General features: G+C 69.7%; 16 protein-coding genes. 14 read left to right on the top strand and 2 right to left on the bottom strand.

Annotation, left to right across the window (positions count from 1 at the left end; all coding sequences use genetic code 11):
• Positions 1-53: 53 nt before the first annotated feature.
• Genes J7U46_RS12975 through J7U46_RS12950 form a run of 6 tightly spaced genes read left to right on the top strand, consistent with a single transcriptional unit; the run spans position 54 to position 7313 of the window.
• Entirely contained in the window at positions 54-1724 is a 1671-nt protein-coding gene (locus J7U46_RS12975; protein ID WP_282826444.1) for an AMP-binding protein, read from the top strand.
• 24 nt (positions 1725-1748) lie between these two features.
• Positions 1749-2582: a metal-dependent hydrolase gene (locus J7U46_RS12970; protein WP_282826442.1), complete on the top strand. Its 834-nt coding sequence runs from the start codon at positions 1749-1751 to the stop codon at positions 2580-2582.
• Positions 2579-3199: a hypothetical protein gene (locus tag J7U46_RS12965; protein ID WP_282826441.1), complete on the top strand. Its 621-nt coding sequence runs from the start codon at positions 2579-2581 to the stop codon at positions 3197-3199. Before J7U46_RS12970 ends, J7U46_RS12965 begins: the two co-directional genes overlap by 4 nt.
• Before the next feature lie 13 nt (positions 3200-3212).
• Complete coding sequence (locus J7U46_RS12960) at positions 3213-4874, top strand: sulfatase-like hydrolase/transferase (RefSeq protein WP_282826439.1); 1662 nt, start codon at positions 3213-3215, stop codon at positions 4872-4874.
• Positions 4875-4893: 19 nt separating this feature from the next.
• Entirely contained in the window at positions 4894-5925 is a 1032-nt protein-coding gene (locus tag J7U46_RS12955) for an SUMF1/EgtB/PvdO family nonheme iron enzyme (RefSeq protein ID WP_282826437.1), read from the top strand.
• Positions 5922-7313, top strand: a complete 1392-nt coding sequence (locus J7U46_RS12950; protein WP_282826435.1) for a DUF1254 domain-containing protein — start codon at positions 5922-5924, stop codon at positions 7311-7313. The genes J7U46_RS12955 and J7U46_RS12950 overlap by 4 nt, the downstream gene beginning before the upstream one ends.
• A gap of 20 nt (positions 7314-7333) precedes the next feature.
• Here the strand turns inward: J7U46_RS12950 and J7U46_RS12945 are convergent, their stop codons facing one another.
• The gene (locus J7U46_RS12945; RefSeq protein WP_282826433.1) at positions 7334-8023 is read right to left on the bottom strand and encodes a TetR/AcrR family transcriptional regulator; all 690 of its coding nucleotides are present in this window, start codon (positions 8021-8023) and stop codon (positions 7334-7336) included.
• Positions 8024-8186: 163 nt separating this feature from the next.
• Here J7U46_RS12945 and J7U46_RS12940 point away from each other — a divergent pair, with 163 nt between their 5' ends.
• The 8 genes from J7U46_RS12940 to J7U46_RS12905 all read left to right on the top strand — a co-directional run bounded on the left by J7U46_RS12940 (position 8187) and on the right by J7U46_RS12905 (position 17792).
• Complete coding sequence (locus J7U46_RS12940; protein ID WP_282826431.1) at positions 8187-9374, top strand: transporter; 1188 nt, start codon at positions 8187-8189, stop codon at positions 9372-9374.
• Positions 9375-9385: 11 nt separating this feature from the next.
• Entirely contained in the window at positions 9386-10675 is a 1290-nt protein-coding gene (locus tag J7U46_RS12935) for a DsbA family protein (protein WP_282826430.1), read from the top strand.
• Entirely contained in the window at positions 10675-12471 is a 1797-nt protein-coding gene (locus tag J7U46_RS12930; protein ID WP_282826427.1) for an arylsulfatase, read from the top strand. The genes J7U46_RS12935 and J7U46_RS12930 overlap by 1 nt, the downstream gene beginning before the upstream one ends.
• Positions 12468-13715, top strand: a complete 1248-nt coding sequence (locus tag J7U46_RS12925; RefSeq protein ID WP_282826425.1) for a hypothetical protein — start codon at positions 12468-12470, stop codon at positions 13713-13715. Before J7U46_RS12930 ends, J7U46_RS12925 begins: the two co-directional genes overlap by 4 nt.
• Positions 13712-14506 carry an SDR family NAD(P)-dependent oxidoreductase gene (locus tag J7U46_RS12920; RefSeq protein ID WP_282826424.1) on the top strand — a complete coding sequence of 265 codons (795 nt, stop codon included), beginning with the start codon at positions 13712-13714 and terminating at the stop codon, positions 14504-14506. The genes J7U46_RS12925 and J7U46_RS12920 overlap by 4 nt, the downstream gene beginning before the upstream one ends.
• Positions 14507-14530: 24 nt before the next feature.
• A complete protein-coding gene (locus J7U46_RS12915; protein WP_282826422.1) occupies positions 14531-15607 on the top strand; it encodes an MBL fold metallo-hydrolase in 1077 nt (358 codons plus the stop codon).
• A gap of 36 nt (positions 15608-15643) precedes the next feature.
• On the top strand, positions 15644-16561 hold the full coding sequence (locus tag J7U46_RS12910) for a haloalkane dehalogenase (protein ID WP_282826420.1): 918 nt from the start codon (positions 15644-15646) through the stop codon (positions 16559-16561).
• Between the two features lie 61 nt (positions 16562-16622).
• Entirely contained in the window at positions 16623-17792 is a 1170-nt protein-coding gene (locus J7U46_RS12905) for an alpha/beta hydrolase (protein WP_282826418.1), read from the top strand.
• 3 nt (positions 17793-17795) lie between these two features.
• Here J7U46_RS12905 and J7U46_RS12900 read toward each other — a convergent pair whose 3' ends face one another.
• Positions 17796-18179, bottom strand: a complete 384-nt coding sequence (locus J7U46_RS12900) for a hypothetical protein (protein WP_282826417.1) — start codon at positions 18177-18179, stop codon at positions 17796-17798.
• Between the last annotated feature and the right edge of the window lie 40 nt (positions 18180-18219).

The following is an 18219-nucleotide window of genomic DNA, read 5'->3' as shown; positions in this document are numbered from 1 at the left end:
CCGTTGCGGACCATACACTACTGTACTGAGACAACGCATTGCCCGACAACGACATGCAAAAGATCTGGTTGGCAAGCTACCCGCCGGGGGTCCCGGCCGAGATCGACGTGGCCGGCCTCGGCTCCCTGGTCGACCTGTTCGAGGACGGCGTCGCCCGGCATGGGCCGAAGACCGCCTTCGTCAGCGGCGCCACCGGCGTGGGCCTGAGCTACACGCAGCTCGACACGCTGAGCCGCCAGGTCGCGGCCTACTTCCAGTCGGTGCTGAAGCTGCCGCGCGGCAGCCGCGTGGCGCTGATGATGCCCAACCTGCTGCAGTACCCGGTCTGCCTGTTCGGCCTGCTGCGGGCCGGCTATGTGGTGGTCAACGTCAACCCGATGTACACGGCGCGCGAGCTTGAGCATCAGCTGAAGGATGCGGGCGCCGAGGCCATGATCGTGGTGGACCTGTTCGCCCACACGCTGGCCCGCGTGATCGCCAACACCGGCGTGCGCCATGTGGTCGTGACCGGCGTGGCCGACCTGATGCCGCCGATCAAGCGCCAGCTCGGCAACTTCCTCGCCCGCCATGTCAAGCGCGTGGTGCCGCCCTACCAGCTCGAAGGCAAGGTCGATTTCGGTGCCATGCTGCGGGCGGGCGCGGCCGCGCAGTTCCAGCGTGTCGCCGTGGCGCCGCAGGACCTCGCCTTTCTTCAGTACACCGGCGGCACGACCGGCGGCGCCAAGGGCGCGATGCTGAGCCATGGCAATGTGATGGCCAACGTCGCCCAAGGCCGCGCCTGGATCGATCCCTTCCTGGAACTGGACGAACCGCTGGTCAGCATCACGGCCATTCCGCTGTACCACGTGTTCGCGCTCGGCACCTGCCTCGGCTTCTTCGGGCTCGGCGGCACGAACGTGCTGGTGGCGGACCCGCGCAACCTGGCGGCCTTCGTCAAGATCCTCTCGCGCTACCGCTTCAACTCGATGCCGGCGGTGAACACGCTGTTCAACGGCCTGATCAACGAGCCCGGCTTCGCGGCGCTCGATTTCAGCGGCCTGCGCTTCGCCCTCGGTGGCGGTGCAGCCGTGCAGCGGCCGGTGGCCGAGCGTTGGCAGCAGCTCACAGGCGCGCCGCTGCTGGAGGGCTATGGCCTCACCGAGTGCTCGCCCACGGTGACCTGCACGCCGCTGGACCAGACCGCCTTCAGCGGCAGCATCGGCCTGCCCATGCCCTCGACCGAGGTGTCGATACGCGACGATGAGGGCAAGGAGCTGCCAACGGGCCAGGCCGGCGAGCTGTGCGTGCGCGGCCCGCAGGTCATGCAGGGCTACTGGCGCCGGCCGGATGAGACCGCCCGCGTGATGACGGCCGACGGCTTCCTGCGCACCGGCGATGTGGCCGTGATGGACGAGCGCGGCTTCCTGCGCATCGTCGACCGGCTGAAGGACATGATCCTGGTCTCCGGCTTCAACGTGTACCCGAACGAGATCGAGGAAGTCGTGATGATGCATCCCGACGTCCTCGAGGTGGCCGCCGTTGGCAAGCCGAGCGACACGACCGGCGAGGCCGTCCGGCTCTTCGTGGTGAAGAAGACGCCCACGCTGGACGAAGCCGCCCTGCGCGCGCACTGCCGCGAGCACCTCACGGCCTACAAGCGGCCGCAGCAGATCGACTTCATCGACAGCCTGCCCAAGAGCAACGTGGGCAAGATCCTGCGCCGCGAGCTGCGCGAGCGCGCCTGAAACCAAATTTCCTGAGAGCACGCCATGTCCGACCTTGTCGTCCGCCGATTGCTGATCGATCTCAGCACCCCATTTGCCGTGCGCTGGAATGGCGGCGACGCCTTCCGCTCGGCCTTCTTCAGCGCGCTGTCGATGAGCTTCCCGGTGGGCGAGCAGTACTTCATCGACTCCGTGCGCACCGGTCTGAAATCCTTGCCTGAAGAGAAGCGCGCACCCTTTGCTGCAGAGGTACAGGGCTTCATCGGCCAGGAGGCCACGCACCGGCGCATCCACGGCCTGTTCAACGAACACCTGATCGCGCAGGGCCTGAGCAACGAGATCGAGCGGCGCGGCCTGCGGCGGCTGAAGGCCAACGCCCACCGCGATCTACGCATCCACCTCGCAGCCACCGCCGCCACCGAGCACTTCACCGCCCTGTTCGCCGACTGGATGCTGCGCCACCCCGAGGCGCTGGAAGGTTCGGAGCCGCGCCTGCAGACGCTGTGGCTCTGGCACAGCGCCGAGGAGTCAGAGCACCGCTGCACGGCCTTCGACATGTACCAGGCCTGCGGTGGCAACCACCTCTGGCGGCTGCGCGTGTTCCGCTACATCACGATCACCTTCCTGTCCGACGTGACCCGCCAGACCGTGCGCAACCTCTGGCAAGACCGCGCCCTCTTCAAGATGAGCACCTGGCGCAGCGCCTGGCAGCTGCTGTTCAGCAAGGACGGCATGCTTCGGGGCAACTACTCGCAGTGGTGCGACTACAACCGCGAGGACTTCCATCCGAGCCAGCACGACGCCAGCCGCTCGCAGCAATGGCTGCTCGACAACGCCGCGCAGTTCAGCGTGGTCGGCGCCGCGAGCCCGGCGACATGAGCGCGGCGCAAGGCCTGCTCCTCGCGCTGGCCGCGCTGTACGCCGCCTTCCTGTGGTGGTACGGCGGACGCGGCCGGCCGCTGAGCGCCGAGGAGATCGAGTCCTATCTGCAGCGGCTCGGCGCGCGGGCCAAAGGGCCGCAGGCCGAAGCGCTGCTGGACGACGTGCGCCGCCTGGTGGCCAACGACGACGGCCGCGAATTCGTGATGCAGAACCTCGTGCGGCACCGAGCCGAAGCGCTCTACCCGCCCGGCTACGAACACTACGGCAAGAGCGCCAAGGCGGCCGACCAGCGCTATGGCCGCGCCCTGCTGCCGCACCTGCTGCGCTACGGCAACCTGCTGGTGTTCGTGGCACGCCGCAGCGGCCAGTTCATCACCGAGCCGGGCGTGGCGCCCTGGGACTACGTGGCCATGGTGCGCTACCGCAGCCGGCGCGACTTCCTGCGTTTCGCCCTGGCCATCGAGCAGCAGGACATCACCATGCACAAATGGGCGGCCATCGAAAGCACGCAGGTGTTCCCGGTGCGGCCGATGATCAGCCTGCTGACCGTGCGACTGCTGGTTGGCGGTCTGCTCGCCGTGGCGGCCGTGCCGCTGTACCTGTGGCTGTCCTGAGGAGCGCAAGCGCATGAGCAAGAGATGGCGCAAGGGCCTGCTGATCACGGCGGCCTTGCTGGTGCTGCTCGGCGGCCTGGCCTATGCCAACCGGCTGCTGATCCTGCAGTATTCGCTCGGCTGGTACACCGACCTGTTCTTTCCGCGCGGACCGCATCGCCCGGCACCTTGGGAGGCCGGCCCCGCGCAGGCTGCGGGCAAGCGGCCACCGAACATCGTCGTCATCCTCGCGGACGACCTGGGTATCAACGACGTCACCATGGGCGAAGGCGGCCTCGCTGCGCTGGGCGTGCCGACGCCGGCCATCGATTCCATCGCGCGCGACGGCGCCCGCTTCGACCGCGGCTATGCGGGCAGCGCCGTCTGCACGGTCTCGCGCGCCGCGCTGCTGACCGGCCGCTACCCCTGGCGCTTCGGCGTCGAGTTCACGCCCACGCCGGGCGCCATGGCCCGCGTGGCCGGCGAGCTCTATGCCGACCCCGACCGGCTCTACCCGGTGCAGATCGACAGGCAGGCTGCCGCCAGCGCCAAGGACTTCAACGACCTCGGCATGCCGCCCTCCGAGATGACGCTGGCCAAGCTGCTGAAGCCCGCTGGCTACCACACGGTGCACATCGGCAAATGGCACCTGGGCAGCACGCCCGAGATGCGGCCCAACAACCAGGGCTTCGACGAAACCCTGTTCATGGAAAGCGGCCTTTACCTGCCGGAGAAGGACCCGCGCGCCGTCAACGCCAAGCAGGACTTCGACCCGATCGACCGCTTCCTGTGGCCCAACATGCGCTTCGGCGTGAGCTTCAACGGCGGCACCTGGTTCGAGCCCGATCGCTACCTGACCGACTACTTCACCGACGAGGCGGTGCGCGTCATCGAGAAGAACAAGAACCGCCCCTTCCTGCTCTACCTCGCCCACTGGGGTGTGCACACGCCGCTGCAGGCCAGCAAGGAGGACTACGACGCCCTGCCCCAGATCAAGGACCACCGCCAGCGCGTCTATGCCGCCATGGTGCGCTCGCTGGACCGGAGCGTGGGCCGTGTCCTGCAGGCGCTGAAGGACCAGGGCCTCGACGACAACACCCTGGTGATCTTCACCAGCGACAACGGAGCACCCGGCTACATCGGTCTGCCCGAGGTGAACCAGCCCTACCGGGGCTGGAAGCTGACCTTCTTCGAGGGCGGCCTGCGCGTGCCCTATGCCGCCAAATGGCCGGGCCACATCGCGCCGGGCCAGCACTATCCGGCGCCGATCAGCAATATCGACGTGCTGCCCACGGCCGTGGCCGCAGCTGGCGCCAAGCTGCCGACGGATCGCGTGATCGACGGCGTGAACCTGCTGCCCTTCCTCAACGGCACGCCAGCCACGCAGCCGGAGCGGCCGCTGTTCTGGCGCGATGGCCGCTACCGCGCGGTGCAGTCACAGGGCTGGAAGCTGATCGTCTCCGAGCTGCCGCGCAAGGAGTGGCTGTTCAACCTCAACGAGGACCCGACCGAGCGCCGCAACCTCATTGCCACGCGCGCAGACAAGCTCGATGCGCTGCGCAAGCTGCTCGAGTCTCACCATGCCGGCATGCCCGCGCCGCTCTGGCCCTCCTTCATCGCCCTGCCGGTGATGGTCGACAAGACGCTGGACAAGAAGCAGCAGCCCGGCGACGAGTACACCTACTGGTTCAACTGACTCCACTGATACCGCGACGATGCGCCTGCCCACCCTGCCCCGCACGGCTCTCGTATTGCTGCTCGCCGGCCTCGTCGGCGCTGCGCTGTGGGCCGCCCAGGCGAGCCGCGCGCCTGCGGTCACCGAGCGCCTGCGCTGCGAGCTGCCCGCGCCGCCCAAGGGCAGCACCCATCCAGACATGGCCTGGGTGCCGGCCGGGCGCTATGTGCAAGGCGACGACATCTACCGCGAGGAGCAGCCCCAGCGCCCGGTGGAGGTGGCCGGCTTCTGGATGGACCGCACCGAGGTCACGAACGCGCAGTTCGCCGCCTTCGTGCAGGCCACCGGCCATATGACGACGGCGGAGCGGACCGTCGATGCCGCTGCCCACCCCGAGCTGCCGCCCGAGCTGCGCCAGCCCGGGGCCGTGGTCTTCGTCGCGCCCGACAAGGTCGACGGCACGACCGATGTGCGCCAGTGGTGGCGCTTCATCCCCGGCGCCAACTGGCGCCATCCTGGCGGGCCGTCCACCTCCATCGAGGGGCGCGAGGCCTTCCCCGTGGTGGCCATCACGCTTGCGGATGCTGAAGCCTATGCGCGCTGGAAAGGCCGCAGCCTGCCCACCGAGGCCGAATGGGAATGGGCGGCGCGGGCCGCGAGCCCGAGCCGCCCGCCGCCGCAGCAGGAGCATGCCCAGCCCGAACAGGCCAACACCTGGCAAGGTCCGTTCCCGGTCAAGAACTCCGGCGCCGATGGGTTCCTCGGCCTGGCCCCGGTCGGCTGCTACGCGCCCAATGCGCTGGGCCTCTTCGACCTGATCGGCAATGTCTGGGAGCTGACGGTCGACCTCTACCGCCCGGGCCATTTCGAGGCCAGCAGCCCACCACCGGACCAGTTGCCGGCCGCACTGCAGCGCGGCCAGACGGCCGTGCGCGTGATCAAGGGCGGCTCCTTCCTCTGTGCGCCCGACTACTGCATGCGCTACCGGGCCGGCGCCCGCCAGCCGCAGGAAGAAGACCTGGCCACCAGCCACCTGGGCTTTCGCACCGTGCTGCGCACAGCCCCGCCGTGACGCACGTCCTTTCATCCGTGAGGCGCTTCTCGCCCACCTTGCGCCTGCTGGGCGGCCTGCTGATCCTGCTCGCCTTGCTGGCCGCGCTGCTGATCTCGCAGGCCGGCCGCATCCGCGCCGGCGCCGAGGCCTACCTGTACGGCTATCCGCTGGTCATCATGGAGCTCTCGCGCCAGGGCTCGGCCGCAGTCATCGGCCCCGAGAACACGCTGCGCCGGGTGCGCCGCTTCCCCGCCGCCGACTTCAAGGCCGTGGTGCGCCCGAACGTGGACACGCTCTACACCTCGGCCTTCATCAATGCCGACCAGGGGCCCTGGGTGTTCGAGATGGCCGCGAATGCGGAGCGCTATGCGCTGATGCCCTTCATGGATGCCTGGACCCATGTGTTCGCGTCGCCGGGCACGCGCACCACCGGCACGGGGCCGGCCCGCTACCTGCTCGTGGGCCCGGGCTGGCAAGGCACGACACCGCCGGGCCTGACCCTGCTGCGCGCGCCCACGCAGATGGTCTGGCTGATCGGCCGCACGCAGACCAATGGCGTGGCCGACTACCCGACGGCCCACCGGCTGCAGGACGGCCTGAGCCTGCGCTCGCTGGCCGACTGGCAGGCCGGCCGTCCCGCGCCCGAGCCGGCCTGGCAAGCCGCCGCCACACCACCGGCCGCGCCGATTGCCCAGATGCAGGCCATGGATGTCTCGACCTTCTTCGGCCACCTCGCCCGGCTGATGCAGGCGAACCCGCCGCATGCACAAGACCGGGCGATGCTGGACCAGCTGGCGCGCCTGGGCCTGGGACCCGGCAAGCCGCCGCAATGGGGATGGCTGGAACGCCAGTCGGTCGCGCTCGGCCGCTGGGTGGCCGACTGGCGCATCGGCCAGGCGCTGCGAGACACGGCCGGCGCGCGACAAGGCTGGCAGACGCCGCCCGCCCATCTCGGCGACTACGGCAGCGACTACGCCACGCGCGCCGCCGTCGCCATGGTGGGGCTGGGCGCCAACCTGCCGGCCGATTCGATCTACCCCAGCACGCGCCTCGACGCACAGGGCCAGCCACTGCACGGCGACCACCGCTACCGCCTTCACTTCGCGGTCGGGCAATTGCCGCCGGTGCGGGCCTTCTGGTCGATCACGGCCTACGGCATGGACGACTTCTTCCTGCCGGTGGCAAGTGGCCGCTACGCCATCGGCGACCGCGACCCGCTGCACTACAACGCCGACGGCTCGCTCGACCTGTGGTTGCAGGCCGAGGCCCCCGAGGAAGCACGGCGCAGCAACTGGCTGCCGGTGCTGCGCGGCCAGCCGTTCCAGTTGACCGCCCGACTCTACTGGCCCGAACCGGCCGCCCTCGGCGGCGCCTGGTCCATGCCCGGGCTCGAGCGGCAGCCCTGAGTCAGCAAACCCCGGCGGGCTCAGGCGACCGGCGCCTGCTTGCGGATCAGGTAGTCGGCAATCAGGTTGCGGATGAAGGCGGCGATGCTGGCATTGCTGGAGGGCCGGGCCAGGGCCTGCACGCCGCCGGTGACGGCCAGGTAGAACAGCACCGAGAGCTCGGTGGCCGTCTTCTCGTCGCCCGTGAGACGCTGGAACTTCTCGATGAACACGGCCATGCGCGCCTCGTCCACCGCCACGAGCAGCTTGGCCACGGCGGGGTCCCGCCGACCGAGGCCGCGCAGCGCGAGCTCGAAGCGCATGTTCTTGAGGTCCACACCGCCGCGTGACAGCGCTTCGTCCAGCACATGCACCAGGTCGGCGACCGGGTCATCGCTGGCATGCGCCTGCAGGCGCCGGTCATCGGCGATTTCGCGCTCGCACCACTGCTTGCACAACGAGGTGACCAGGTCGGCATGGTCGGTGAAGTGCCAGTAGAAGCTGCCGCGCGTGACGCCGAGCTTGTCGGCGATCAGCAGCACGCGCACCTGATCGAAGCCGCCCTCCACGACGGCCTCGTAAGCGGCATTGAGCCAGTCCTCGCGCCCCAGGCGTGCCGACTCGGTCTTGCTCGGGCTGGGGCTCTTGCCTGGCGCCTTGTTGGGCGCCTTGTTGGGCGTCTTCTTGGGCGCCTCGTTGGGCGTCTTCTTCGGTGGTGTGCTGGTGTCCATGGCGGCAGGCATTGTGTCGCAGCAGGCCCCGGTGCCCGCGTTTTCCCTGTGAAGACGCGGCGGGGTTGATCCGCTACATTCGTCTCGTCAAGACACAAGTGTATGGAGAATCAGAGCTGTTGAACAGCCATCTTCCAGCCAGACAAACCCAGGAGACATGGCCATGACCCGACGCACACTTCAACTCCCGCTCTCGCCGCTGCGCGGCCTCGCCACCACGGCGCTGGCGCTCTCTGCCACCGGCCTCGCCACCCAAGCGCTGGCCAGCGAGGGCTACAAGCTGCGGCAGTCGCCCGTGGGCGTGTTCGGCGGCGAGATGGCTGCCCCGGCCGACAACCCCGGCTTCTTCGGCACCGTCGCGCTGAGCGTGGCCGACATCTACAAGGTGGTCGATGGCCAGGGCAATCGCATCGGCGTGCCGGCGCGCACCGTGCCGCTGCCGCTCAGCGGCCCGACCAAAGGCGCGGTCGGCGACGGTGTCTACTCGCTGTCGGTGCCCACAGGCACCATCGATTTCAGCCAACGCCAGAACCAGGTCAACCTGCTCGGCGGCTACCTGACCGAGAGCACCTACGGCGGCGGCCACATCGCCTTTGCCGTCAACCTGCCCCTGATCAACCAGGAGCGGACCTTTATCGCCGCCCAGCCGCTGGGCACGGTGACCCCCACGCCCTCGGCCGCCCTGCCGGCCGCGCTGCGTGGCGCCATCGGCCAGGTGGCCGATGCGGTCAACGCTCAGGTGCAAGCCGGCGTGGCGGCGCAATCGGCGGCCCAGTCCACCAAGGTCACCGGCTTCGGCGACGCGGAGCTCTCGGCCGTCTGGGTGCACCACAAGGACCACCTGAAGATCGCGGCAGGCGCCTCGCTGTTCCTGCCGACGGGAACCTACGACGCCTCGCGTGGCCCCAACCCGGGCTTCGGCAACTTCTACACCCTGCGCCCCGGCGTGGCCGTCAGCTACTCGTTCAACCCGGACAAGCCGGGTGAATCCTGGACCTCGGGCGTGACGCTCGCAGGCCGGGTCTCGGTCGGCCTGAACAGCAAGAACAAGGACACGCAGTACCTCAGCGGCAACTACGTCTACATGGAGTTCGGCGCGATCAAGGTGATGGGCGATTGGGCCCTCGGTGCCAATGTGCTGGGCATCCAGCAGTTCAGCGACGACGGCGGCACCGGCGCCGCCGCGCTGACCGATGGCAACCGCTATCGCAACTTCGGCTGGGGCCCCTTCCTGTCCTACAAGCTGCCGGGCAAGGACGCCGGCTTCAACCTGCACTACAGCCAGAACTTCGGCAGCCGCAACGCCCTGGTGACGCGCACCACCCAGCTCCGCTTCATCAAGGCCTGGTGAGGCGCTCGGGCATGGCGTCGCTCCTCCAGCGTCTGCTGATGCCCGCCATCAGCCAGCGCCTGCTCTCGCCGGAGCGGCTGGCCGCCCGCCGGGCCGCCTTCGAGCGGCGGCGCCAGGCGCGCGGTGCGCCCCACCAGGTGCACTACTTCCACCAGGTCGACGACCCCTACAGCGCGCTGGCGGCCCAGCAACTGCCGGCCCTCATGGCGCGCTACCGGGTCGACTGGGTGCCGCACCTGGTGCCACCACCGGCGGCGAGTGCCGCCCCCGAGCGCGAGCGCCTGGTGGCCTACAGCCGGCGCGATGCGGCCCTGCTCGCGGCCCACGTGGGATTGCACTTCAAGGACCCCGGCGCCCAGCCCAACGCCGCCATCCTGGCGCGCGTGCTGGGCCAGCTGGCGGCCGACCTCGCGCACGGCGACTTCATGACGCGCGCCGGCGAGCGCAGCGAAGCCTTGTGGCGCGGCCTCAGCCTCGCCGGCGAGGAGGCCGGGCCGATAGACGTGGCCCAGGCCCTGGCCGAAGGCGGCCATGCCCGGCAGCAGCTGGGGCACTACCTCGGCGCCACCTTCTTCTACGGCGGCGAGTGGTACTGGGGGCTGGACCGCCTGCACCACCTGGAACAGCGCCTGCAGGCGCTCGGTGCGCAGGCGCCGGGGGTGTCGGGCTGCCTGCATCCGCCCGCGCCGGACCTCGCCCCCCCCTGCCTGCTCGACTCGCCCGCGCCCATCGACTTCTTCTTCTCGCTGCGCAGCCCCTACTCGGCCATCGTGGCGCCCCGCGTGTTCGAACTGGGCCGGCTCACGGGCGCGCCGGTGCGACTGCGTTTCGTGCTGCCCATGGTCATGCGCGGCCTGCCGGTGCCGCGCGAGAAGCGCCGCTACATTGCTGCCGATGCCGCCCGCGAGGCACGCCTGCGCGGCACGCCCTTCGGCCGCATCAACGACCCGGTGGGTCGCCCGACCGAGCGTGGCCTCGCCCTGATCCCGCTCGCCGAAAGCCTGGGCCTGGGTCAGTCCTATGTGAGCAGCTTCATGCAGGGCGTCTGGGCCGAGGGGCTGGACGCCGGCAGCGAGCGGGGCCTGCGCCGTATCGCGGAGCGCGCCGGCCTCGATTGGGCGCAGGCGAAGCTCGCCCTGCAGGACGAGCAATGGCGCCAGACCGCCGAGGCCAACCGCAAAGCCCTGTTCGGACTGGGCCTGTGGGGCGTGCCCTCGTTCCGCGTGGGGGCCTGCGCCGTCTGGGGTCAGGACCGCCTCTGGGCCGTGACCGAGACCCTGTTGTCGAAAGCAAACTCCTGATGCCGAACCTGCTAACCCGACTGACGCCCTCGCTGACGCTCTCGCTGGTGCTCGCCCTGGCCGGCGCCACCCTGGCTGCGCCCGCGCCCGACGCACCTCGTCGGCCCAATATCGTGGTGTTCCTGGCTGACGACTGGGGCTTCAGCGACGTGGGCGCCTTCGGCGGCGAGATCGCCACGCCCAACCTCGATGCGCTGGCCAGGCGCGGCATGCGCTTCTCCAACTTCCATGTGAGCGCCTCCTGTTCGCCCACGCGCTCGATGCTGCTGACCGGCGTGGACAACCACCGCAACGGCGTCGGCAACATGCGCGAGGCGATCCCGCTGGAACACCTCGGCCAGCCCGGCTACCTGAGCGTGCTCAAGCGCGAGGTGGTGACCGTGGCCTCGCTGCTGCGCGACAGCGGCTACCGCACCTATGTGGCCGGCAAATGGCATGTGGGCAAGGAGCCCTACAACCTGCCCGACCAGCGCGGCTTCGACCGCTCGCTGATCCAGGGCGACAGCGGCTCCGACAACTGGGAAACCGGCAAGCGCTACCTGGACCTGAACGACCAGGTCTACTGGTACGAGGACGGCAAGCCGGCCAAGATGCCGAGCGACTATTACTCGTCGGAGTATTTCGTCGATCGTGCGATCGACTACATCCGCAGCGACAAGCGCCAGCAGCAGCCCTTCTTCGCCTACGTGGCCTTCCAGGCCAACCACATCCCGCTGCAGGCGCCCAAGGCCTTCGTCGACAAGTACAAGGGCCGCTACGACGCCGGCTGGGATGCGGTGCGCCAGGCCCGGCGCGACCGCGCCGCCGCGCTCGGCCTGGTGCCACCCGATACCGCCATGGTGCGCATGAGCACCACGGCCGACTGGGCCAAGAGCACACCACAGCAGCAGGCCTATGACGCCCGCCGCATGGAGGTCTATGCCGCGATGGCCGAGGCCATGGATCACCATGTGGGCCGGCTCATCGACTACCTGAAGCAGACCGGCCAGTACGACAACACGGTCTTCCTGTTCATGTCCGACAACGGGTCAGAAGCCTCCGACCCCTACGAGATTCCGCTCGGCCGGCTGTGGCTGGACTGGCAGTACAAGCGCGACATCGACAGCCTCGGTGCCAAGGGCGCCTACACGGTGATCGGCCCGAGCTGGGGCAGCGCAGCCGCCTCACCGTTGGCCACCTACAAGTTCTACAGCGGCGAAGGCGGCATCCGCGTGCCGCTGATCGTGGCCGGCGTGCCGGGCATGCCGGCCGACAAGATCCAGGGCAGCTTCACCCACATCAACGACATCGTGCCCACGCTGCTGGAGCTGGCCGGCACGCAGCATCCGGGCACGCTGTATCGGGGCCAGCCGGTCGAGCCCATCTACGGCCGCAGCCTGCTGCCCGCCCTGCGTGGCGAAGCCGACCGCGTGCATCCGGTCGACGAGCCGGTGGGCTACGAGCTGTCCGGCAACGAGGCCTTGTTCAAGGGCGACCTCAAGCTGATACGCAACATCCCGCCGGTGGGCGACGGGCAATGGCATCTCTACGACATCCGGCGCGACCCCGGTGAAACCAACGACCTGAAGGCGCGCCTGCCCGAAGTCTTTCGCCAGATGCTGGCCGACTACGAGGCCTATGCCAAGGCCAACGGCGTGCTGCCCATGCCGCCCGGCTACGAACCGCGCCAGCAGGTGATGACCAATGCCATCCACCTGGTCTACATCCCGCGCTACCGCGCGCCGGTGATCACCGTGCTGCTGCTGATGGGTGCCGGCCTGGGCTACTGGATCTGGCGCCGGCGCCGCGCCCGATGAGCGCTGCCGGCTACTTCGACAGCCCCTGGCCCGGCGAGGATGGCGGGCCGGCACGCCTGCAATCGCCGCATGGCACACCGGGCCTCGCGCTGCAGCCCGGCGAGCGCCTCGCGCAGACCAGCCGCCGCACCCAGCTCAGCACCATGACCGTGCTGGGCGCGCCGGGCGAGGTCTTCTTGCTGACGCATTCGGCGCTGCGCGCCCACCTCGGCCTGCCGACCACGGCCTGCGTGGAGCGCATCGACCCGCTGAGCCTGCGCACGCTGCGCCGCTCGCCCCGCCTGCGCGGCGGGCCCATGTGGCCGGGCGGTCTGGCCGTGCACCGCAACGGCTCGCTCTACGTGGTCTACGGCCGCCATGCGCACCGGCTGGACCGCGACTGCCAGCTGATGGCCAGTTGCCAGCTGCCGGTGGCCGAGCCCTACAACTCCTTCGTGATCCTGGACAACGGCCTGATCGTCACCAAGAACCTGTCCGAGCGCACGCCGGCGCGCCTGAGCGTGCTGGACGAGCAACTGGCCAGCGCCGCGCCCGACGTGGACCTGCCCGAGCCCTCGGTTGCCAGGCTCAGTGCCGTGGGCAACACCGTCTACGTGGTGTGCCTGCGCCATCTCTACCGCTACCACTGGGATGAAGCGTCCCAACAACTGCGACTGGACACGGGCTGGCAGCCCGATTACCTGGCTGACAGCCCCAACAGCCATGGCTGGGACCTGGTGATCCACGGCGATCAGGCCTGGCTGATGGACAACGGCCGCCACCGCTACCTGGTGCGCATGACCGGTGCCGCGCGCAGCGCCGGCGCCAACCGCCTGATCCGCGTGTCGCTGCGCGACGGCGCGCTGCAGGCCCTGGAGGTGAGCGGCCTGCCACGCGGCGCCATCACCAACCCGCCGCTGCTGGACCCGCGCCGGCGCATCGTCGTCGCCTACGACTCGGCCAATGCGGTGCTGCGCGCCTGGCGCTACGGCGAGGGCCTGGCCGACCTGGCCCCGCTGTGGCAGCACCAACCCTTCGGCGCGGCCAGCCACATGATCCTGTACCCGGATACCGGCGAGCTGGTGGTCAACGACCACCGGGGCCTGCGCGAGTCGGTCGTGGTGCTCGCCATCGAGACGGGCGCCGAGCTCGGCCGGGTGCGCACCGCCGGCCACATGCAGGGCGTGGTGTTCCCGAGCAGCGGCTTCGGCCGCGATTTCTACTGGTCCTCGATGGACCGCCTCACCCGGGTGCATGTGCAATGAAAGCAAAGACCATCCTGATCACCGGCGCGGGCAGCGGCATCGGCCGCGACGCGGCGTTCGCGCTCGCGGCACGCGGCCACCGCGTGATCGCCACCACCGCCGACGAGGCACAGGCCGAGGCCATGCGCGTCGAGAGCGAGCGCAGGGGCCAGCGCCTGCAGGTGCGCAAGCTCGACATCACCGACCCGGCCGACCGCGAGAGCTTGCGCGACGAGCCGCTGGACGTGCTGATCAACAACGCTGGCGTGGGCGAATCCGGCTCGCTCGCGGAGGTCGACGTGGAGCGCATACGCCAGACCTTCGAGGTCAATCTGTTCTCGACACTGGCCCTCAGCCAGGTCGCGCTGGCCGGCATGATCGCCCGACGCTCGGGCACGGTGCTGTTCGTCAGCTCCATCGCTGGCCGCGTGCCCATGCCCTTTCTGATGCCTTACTCGATGAGCAAGTTTGCGCTGTCGGCCGGCGCCGCCGGCTTGCGAGCCGAACTGGACCGGCTCCGCTGCGGCGTGCAGGTGGCGCTGATCGAGCCCGGCGCGATCCACACCGGCTTCAACCAGCGCATGACCGAGCGCAAGTACGCCTGGATGCAGCAGAGCTCCTACTTCGCCGGCCAGGTCGAGCGACTGCGGTCCGAGGAGACGCGCGTGTTCCGCCTGCTCGAGGCGCGCAGCACCGATGGCATCGTGGCCAAGATCGTCCGCGCGGCGGAAGCCGGTCGCCCGCGCCTGCGCTACGTCTCGCCCTGGTGGCAGGGAATGGGCGTGCAACTGGCGCGCATCTTCGGCGTTTGATCCGCCTTGAAACGGGAGCCTCCGATGAAGCTGAAGCAACTTGCCCTGGGCATGGGCCTGCTGGCGGCACTGGGCCTGGCCCTGGCCTATGTCTACCGGGCGCCGCTGAGCCTGGCCATCGCCAGCCGCGTGGCCACGGCCCACCTGGCCGCCGACCCGCTGCGCGAGCTGCCCGACGGCCTGCATGTGGGCCTGTGCGGCGCCGGCTCACCCTTCTCCGACGACAAGCGCGGCGGCCCCTGCACCCTGGTCATCGCCGGGCAACATGCCTTCGTCTTCGATGCCGGCAACGCCACCGTGCGCAACCTCGGGCGCTTCGGCCTGGCCCACGGCCGCATCGAGGCCGTCTTCCTCACGCATTTCCATTCGGACCACCTCGACGGCCTGGGCGAGTTGCTGCTGCAGCGCTGGGTCTCGACCGGCAATGCCAAGCCGGCGCCAGTCTACGGCCCCGAGGGCGTGCAGGACGTGGTGGACGGCCTGCGCCAGGTCTACCGCGCCGACAGCGGCTACCGCATCGCCCACCACGGCGAGGCCACGCTGCCGCCCGGCGGCTTTGGCGGCGAGGCCCGAGCCTTCAACGTGCCAGAGGGTGAACGGCTGGTGCTGCTGAAGGAAGGCGATCTGGAGATTGCCGCGTTCGCCGTGGACCATGCGCCGGTGCATCCGGCCGTGGGCTACCGCATCCGCTACAAGGACCGCAGCGTGGTGATCAGCGGCGACACCAAGAAGTCGGCGGCGGTCGCCCGTGAAGCCACCGGCGTGGACCTGCTGGTGCACGAGGCCCTGGCCGCGCCCATGGTCGGCCTGATCGGCGAGGCGGCCGCCCAGGCCGGCCGGCCCAACGTGAAGAAGCTGATGGCCGACATCGTGGACTACCACACCTCGCCTGAGCAAGCCGCCGAAGTGGCGCGCGATGCCCAGGTGCGCTTCCTGCTGCTCAACCACATCGCGCCGCCCCTGCCCTTGCCGGGCATGGAGGCCGCCTTCCTTGGCCGCGCCGGCGAGATCTACACCGGCCCGCTGCGTGTGGGCATCGACGGCGACTTGATCAGCCTGCCGGCCGGCAGCCAGGAAGTCCGGCACCAGCGCCGCTTCTGAAACAGCGAACAGAAGAACAGCGAGAAAGAGATCCCCATGACGCGTCCGTTGCAGGTGCTGCGCACCCCCGAGGCTCGCTTTGCCCAGCTGCCCGACTTTCCCTACGAGCCTCACTACCTCGAGATCGAGGGCCTGCGCTATGCCTACATCGACGAAGGCCCGCGCGACGGCGCGCCGGTCTTGCTGATGCATGGCGAGCCGACCTGGTCCTACCTGTACCGCAAGATGATCCCGGGCCTGGTGGCGGCCGGCCATCGCGTGATCGTGCCGGACCTGATCGGCTTCGGCCGCTCCGACAAGCCGACCGAACGCGGTGTCTATTCCTATGCCCAGCATGTGCGCTGGATGTGCGACTGGCTGGTGGCGATGGACCTGCGCGGACTGACCCTGTTCTGCCAGGACTGGGGATCGCTGATCGGCCTGCGCATGCTCACGGCCCACCCGGACCGCTTCGCCCGCGCCGTGCTGGCCAATGGCGGCCTGCCCACCGGCACGGTGCCGGTGCCGCGCGCCTTCCGCCTCTGGCGCGCGTTCGCACGCTGGAGCCCCTGGTTCCCGATCGGGCGCATCGTCGACAGCGGCTGCGTGGCCAAGCTCAGCCCGGCCGAGATCGCGGCCTATGACGCGCCCTTCCCTGGCCGGCGCTACCGCCTCGCGGCACGCCTGTTTCCGACCTTCGTGCCCACCACGCCGGACGACCCCGAGCGCGGCGCCAACGAACAGGCCTGGGAGGTGCTGAAGCGCTGGGACAAGCCCTTCCTGACCCTCTTCAGCAGCCGCGACCCGATCACGCGGGGCGGCGAGAAGCTGTTCCAGCGCCTGGTGCCCGGTGCCCAGGGGCAGCCGCATGCCATCACGCGCGGCGCGGGGCATTTTCTGCAGGAGGACAAGGGCCCCGAACTGGCCCAGGCCATCGCGGATTTCATCCGCCAGGCTCCGGCGGTGGACGGCTGAACCTCGGCTGAGGTCTACTGCAGGCCAAGGTCGGCGCAGGTTCCGGCACGGGAGCACGGCCATGAGCAGCAAGACCAAGCAGCAGACCAAGCCTTCAGTGCTGCGACACCTGCGCGCCAGCGACCTGCGGGGCGCTGCCCAACTGGCCACCGCCGCCACGGCGGGCGTCACACGGATGGTTGAGGGCGTGCACCAGGCGGTGTTGCAGACCCTCGGTGCCCGGCCGGGTGCGGAGCCCGGCCAGACCAGCGGGCTCACCGGCCTCGTCTATCGCGGCGTGCAGGGCGCCAACCGCCTCGTGGGCCGAGGGCTGGAACGCAGCCTGGCCGCGCTGGAGCCGCTGTTCGTGCGCCTGGACGGCGAGCCGCCCGGCACGCCCGAACGAGAGGCGGTGCTGGCCGCGCTCAATGGCGTGATCGGCGACCGGCTCGCGGCCGCCGACAGCCCACTCGCGACGACGATGAGCCTGCGCCAAGGCGTGCAGCCACTCGCCGCGCTGCCTGGCGCCGGCAATGGCCGCTACCTGCTGCTGATCCACGGCCTGTGCATGAACGACCTGCAATGGCAGCACGAGGGGCACGACCATGGACGTGCATTGGGCGAGTCGCTCGGCCTCACGCCGCTCTATCTGCGCTACAACACCGGCCGGCCGATTGCCGACAACGGCCATGCGCTGGCCCTGCTGCTGGAGCAGCACCTGGCTTCGGCGCCAGACGCGCGCCTGGACGTGCTGGCCCACAGCATGGGCGGCCTGGTGATACGGCGCGCCCTGCAAAGCGCCAAGGCGCAGGGCCTGCAATGGCCGAAGCGATTGGGCCGCCTCATCTTCCTCGGCACGCCGCACCTGGGTGCGCCGCTGGAACGTGCCGGCCATGGCGTGGACCTGCTGCTCGGCAGCACGCGTTACACGGCACCGCTGGCGCGTTTGGGCCGTTTGCGCAGCGCCGGCATCACCGACCTGCGGCATGGCATCGGGCTCGAACTGCCGCTGCCCGAGCAGGTGGCCTGCTTCAGCTATGCCGCAACGCTGGCCGCGCGGCGTGGCGCGCTGGCGGATCGCCTGCTGGGCGATGGCCTGGTACCGCTGCGCAGCGCGCTGGGCCAGGCAGACGAAGGGCAGCAAGGGCTCGCATTCATGCCGGACCGGCAGGTGATCGGCTACCGCATGGGGCATCTGGAGCTCCTGAGCCGCTCCGAGGTAACCATGCAATTGCAGGCCTGGCTGGCCTGAGGGTCAGGTCTTCTTGGGCTTGAGCACCAGGGTGTCGGCGAAACCATCGGCACTGGCCGGCGGCGGCGGTGCGACAGGCGCCAGCGGCAGGAAGGGATCGAGCACCTCCGGCACCGCAGCTGGCGGGGCCTCGGCCGCGCGCACGGCGGGGCGAAGCACGGTCTTGGCGGCATGCTTGAGATCGCCAAGTTCCTTTTGCAGGGCCTCGACCTGCTTGCGAGCCTGGGTGACCTGCTGGCCGGCGAACTGGCGCGCTTTCTCGACCTTGTCGACGCGCTCGGCGGCCGCCTTCAGCTGCCGACTGAACCACCAGAACGAGGCACCACCGGCCAACACCAAACCGATCAAGAACCCAGCCGCTGCGATCAACCACTGATTGGCGTCCATCTACAACCCTTCGCCCTGCTGTTGTTTGGACCAAATGTAG

The organism is Pelomonas sp. V22, assembly GCF_030014915.1.
Taxonomy (GTDB): Bacteria; Pseudomonadota; Gammaproteobacteria; order Burkholderiales; family Burkholderiaceae_C; genus JAUASW01.
Note: the sequence above shows the minus strand (reverse complement) of the source record. Positions and strands in the feature narration are given on the sequence as shown.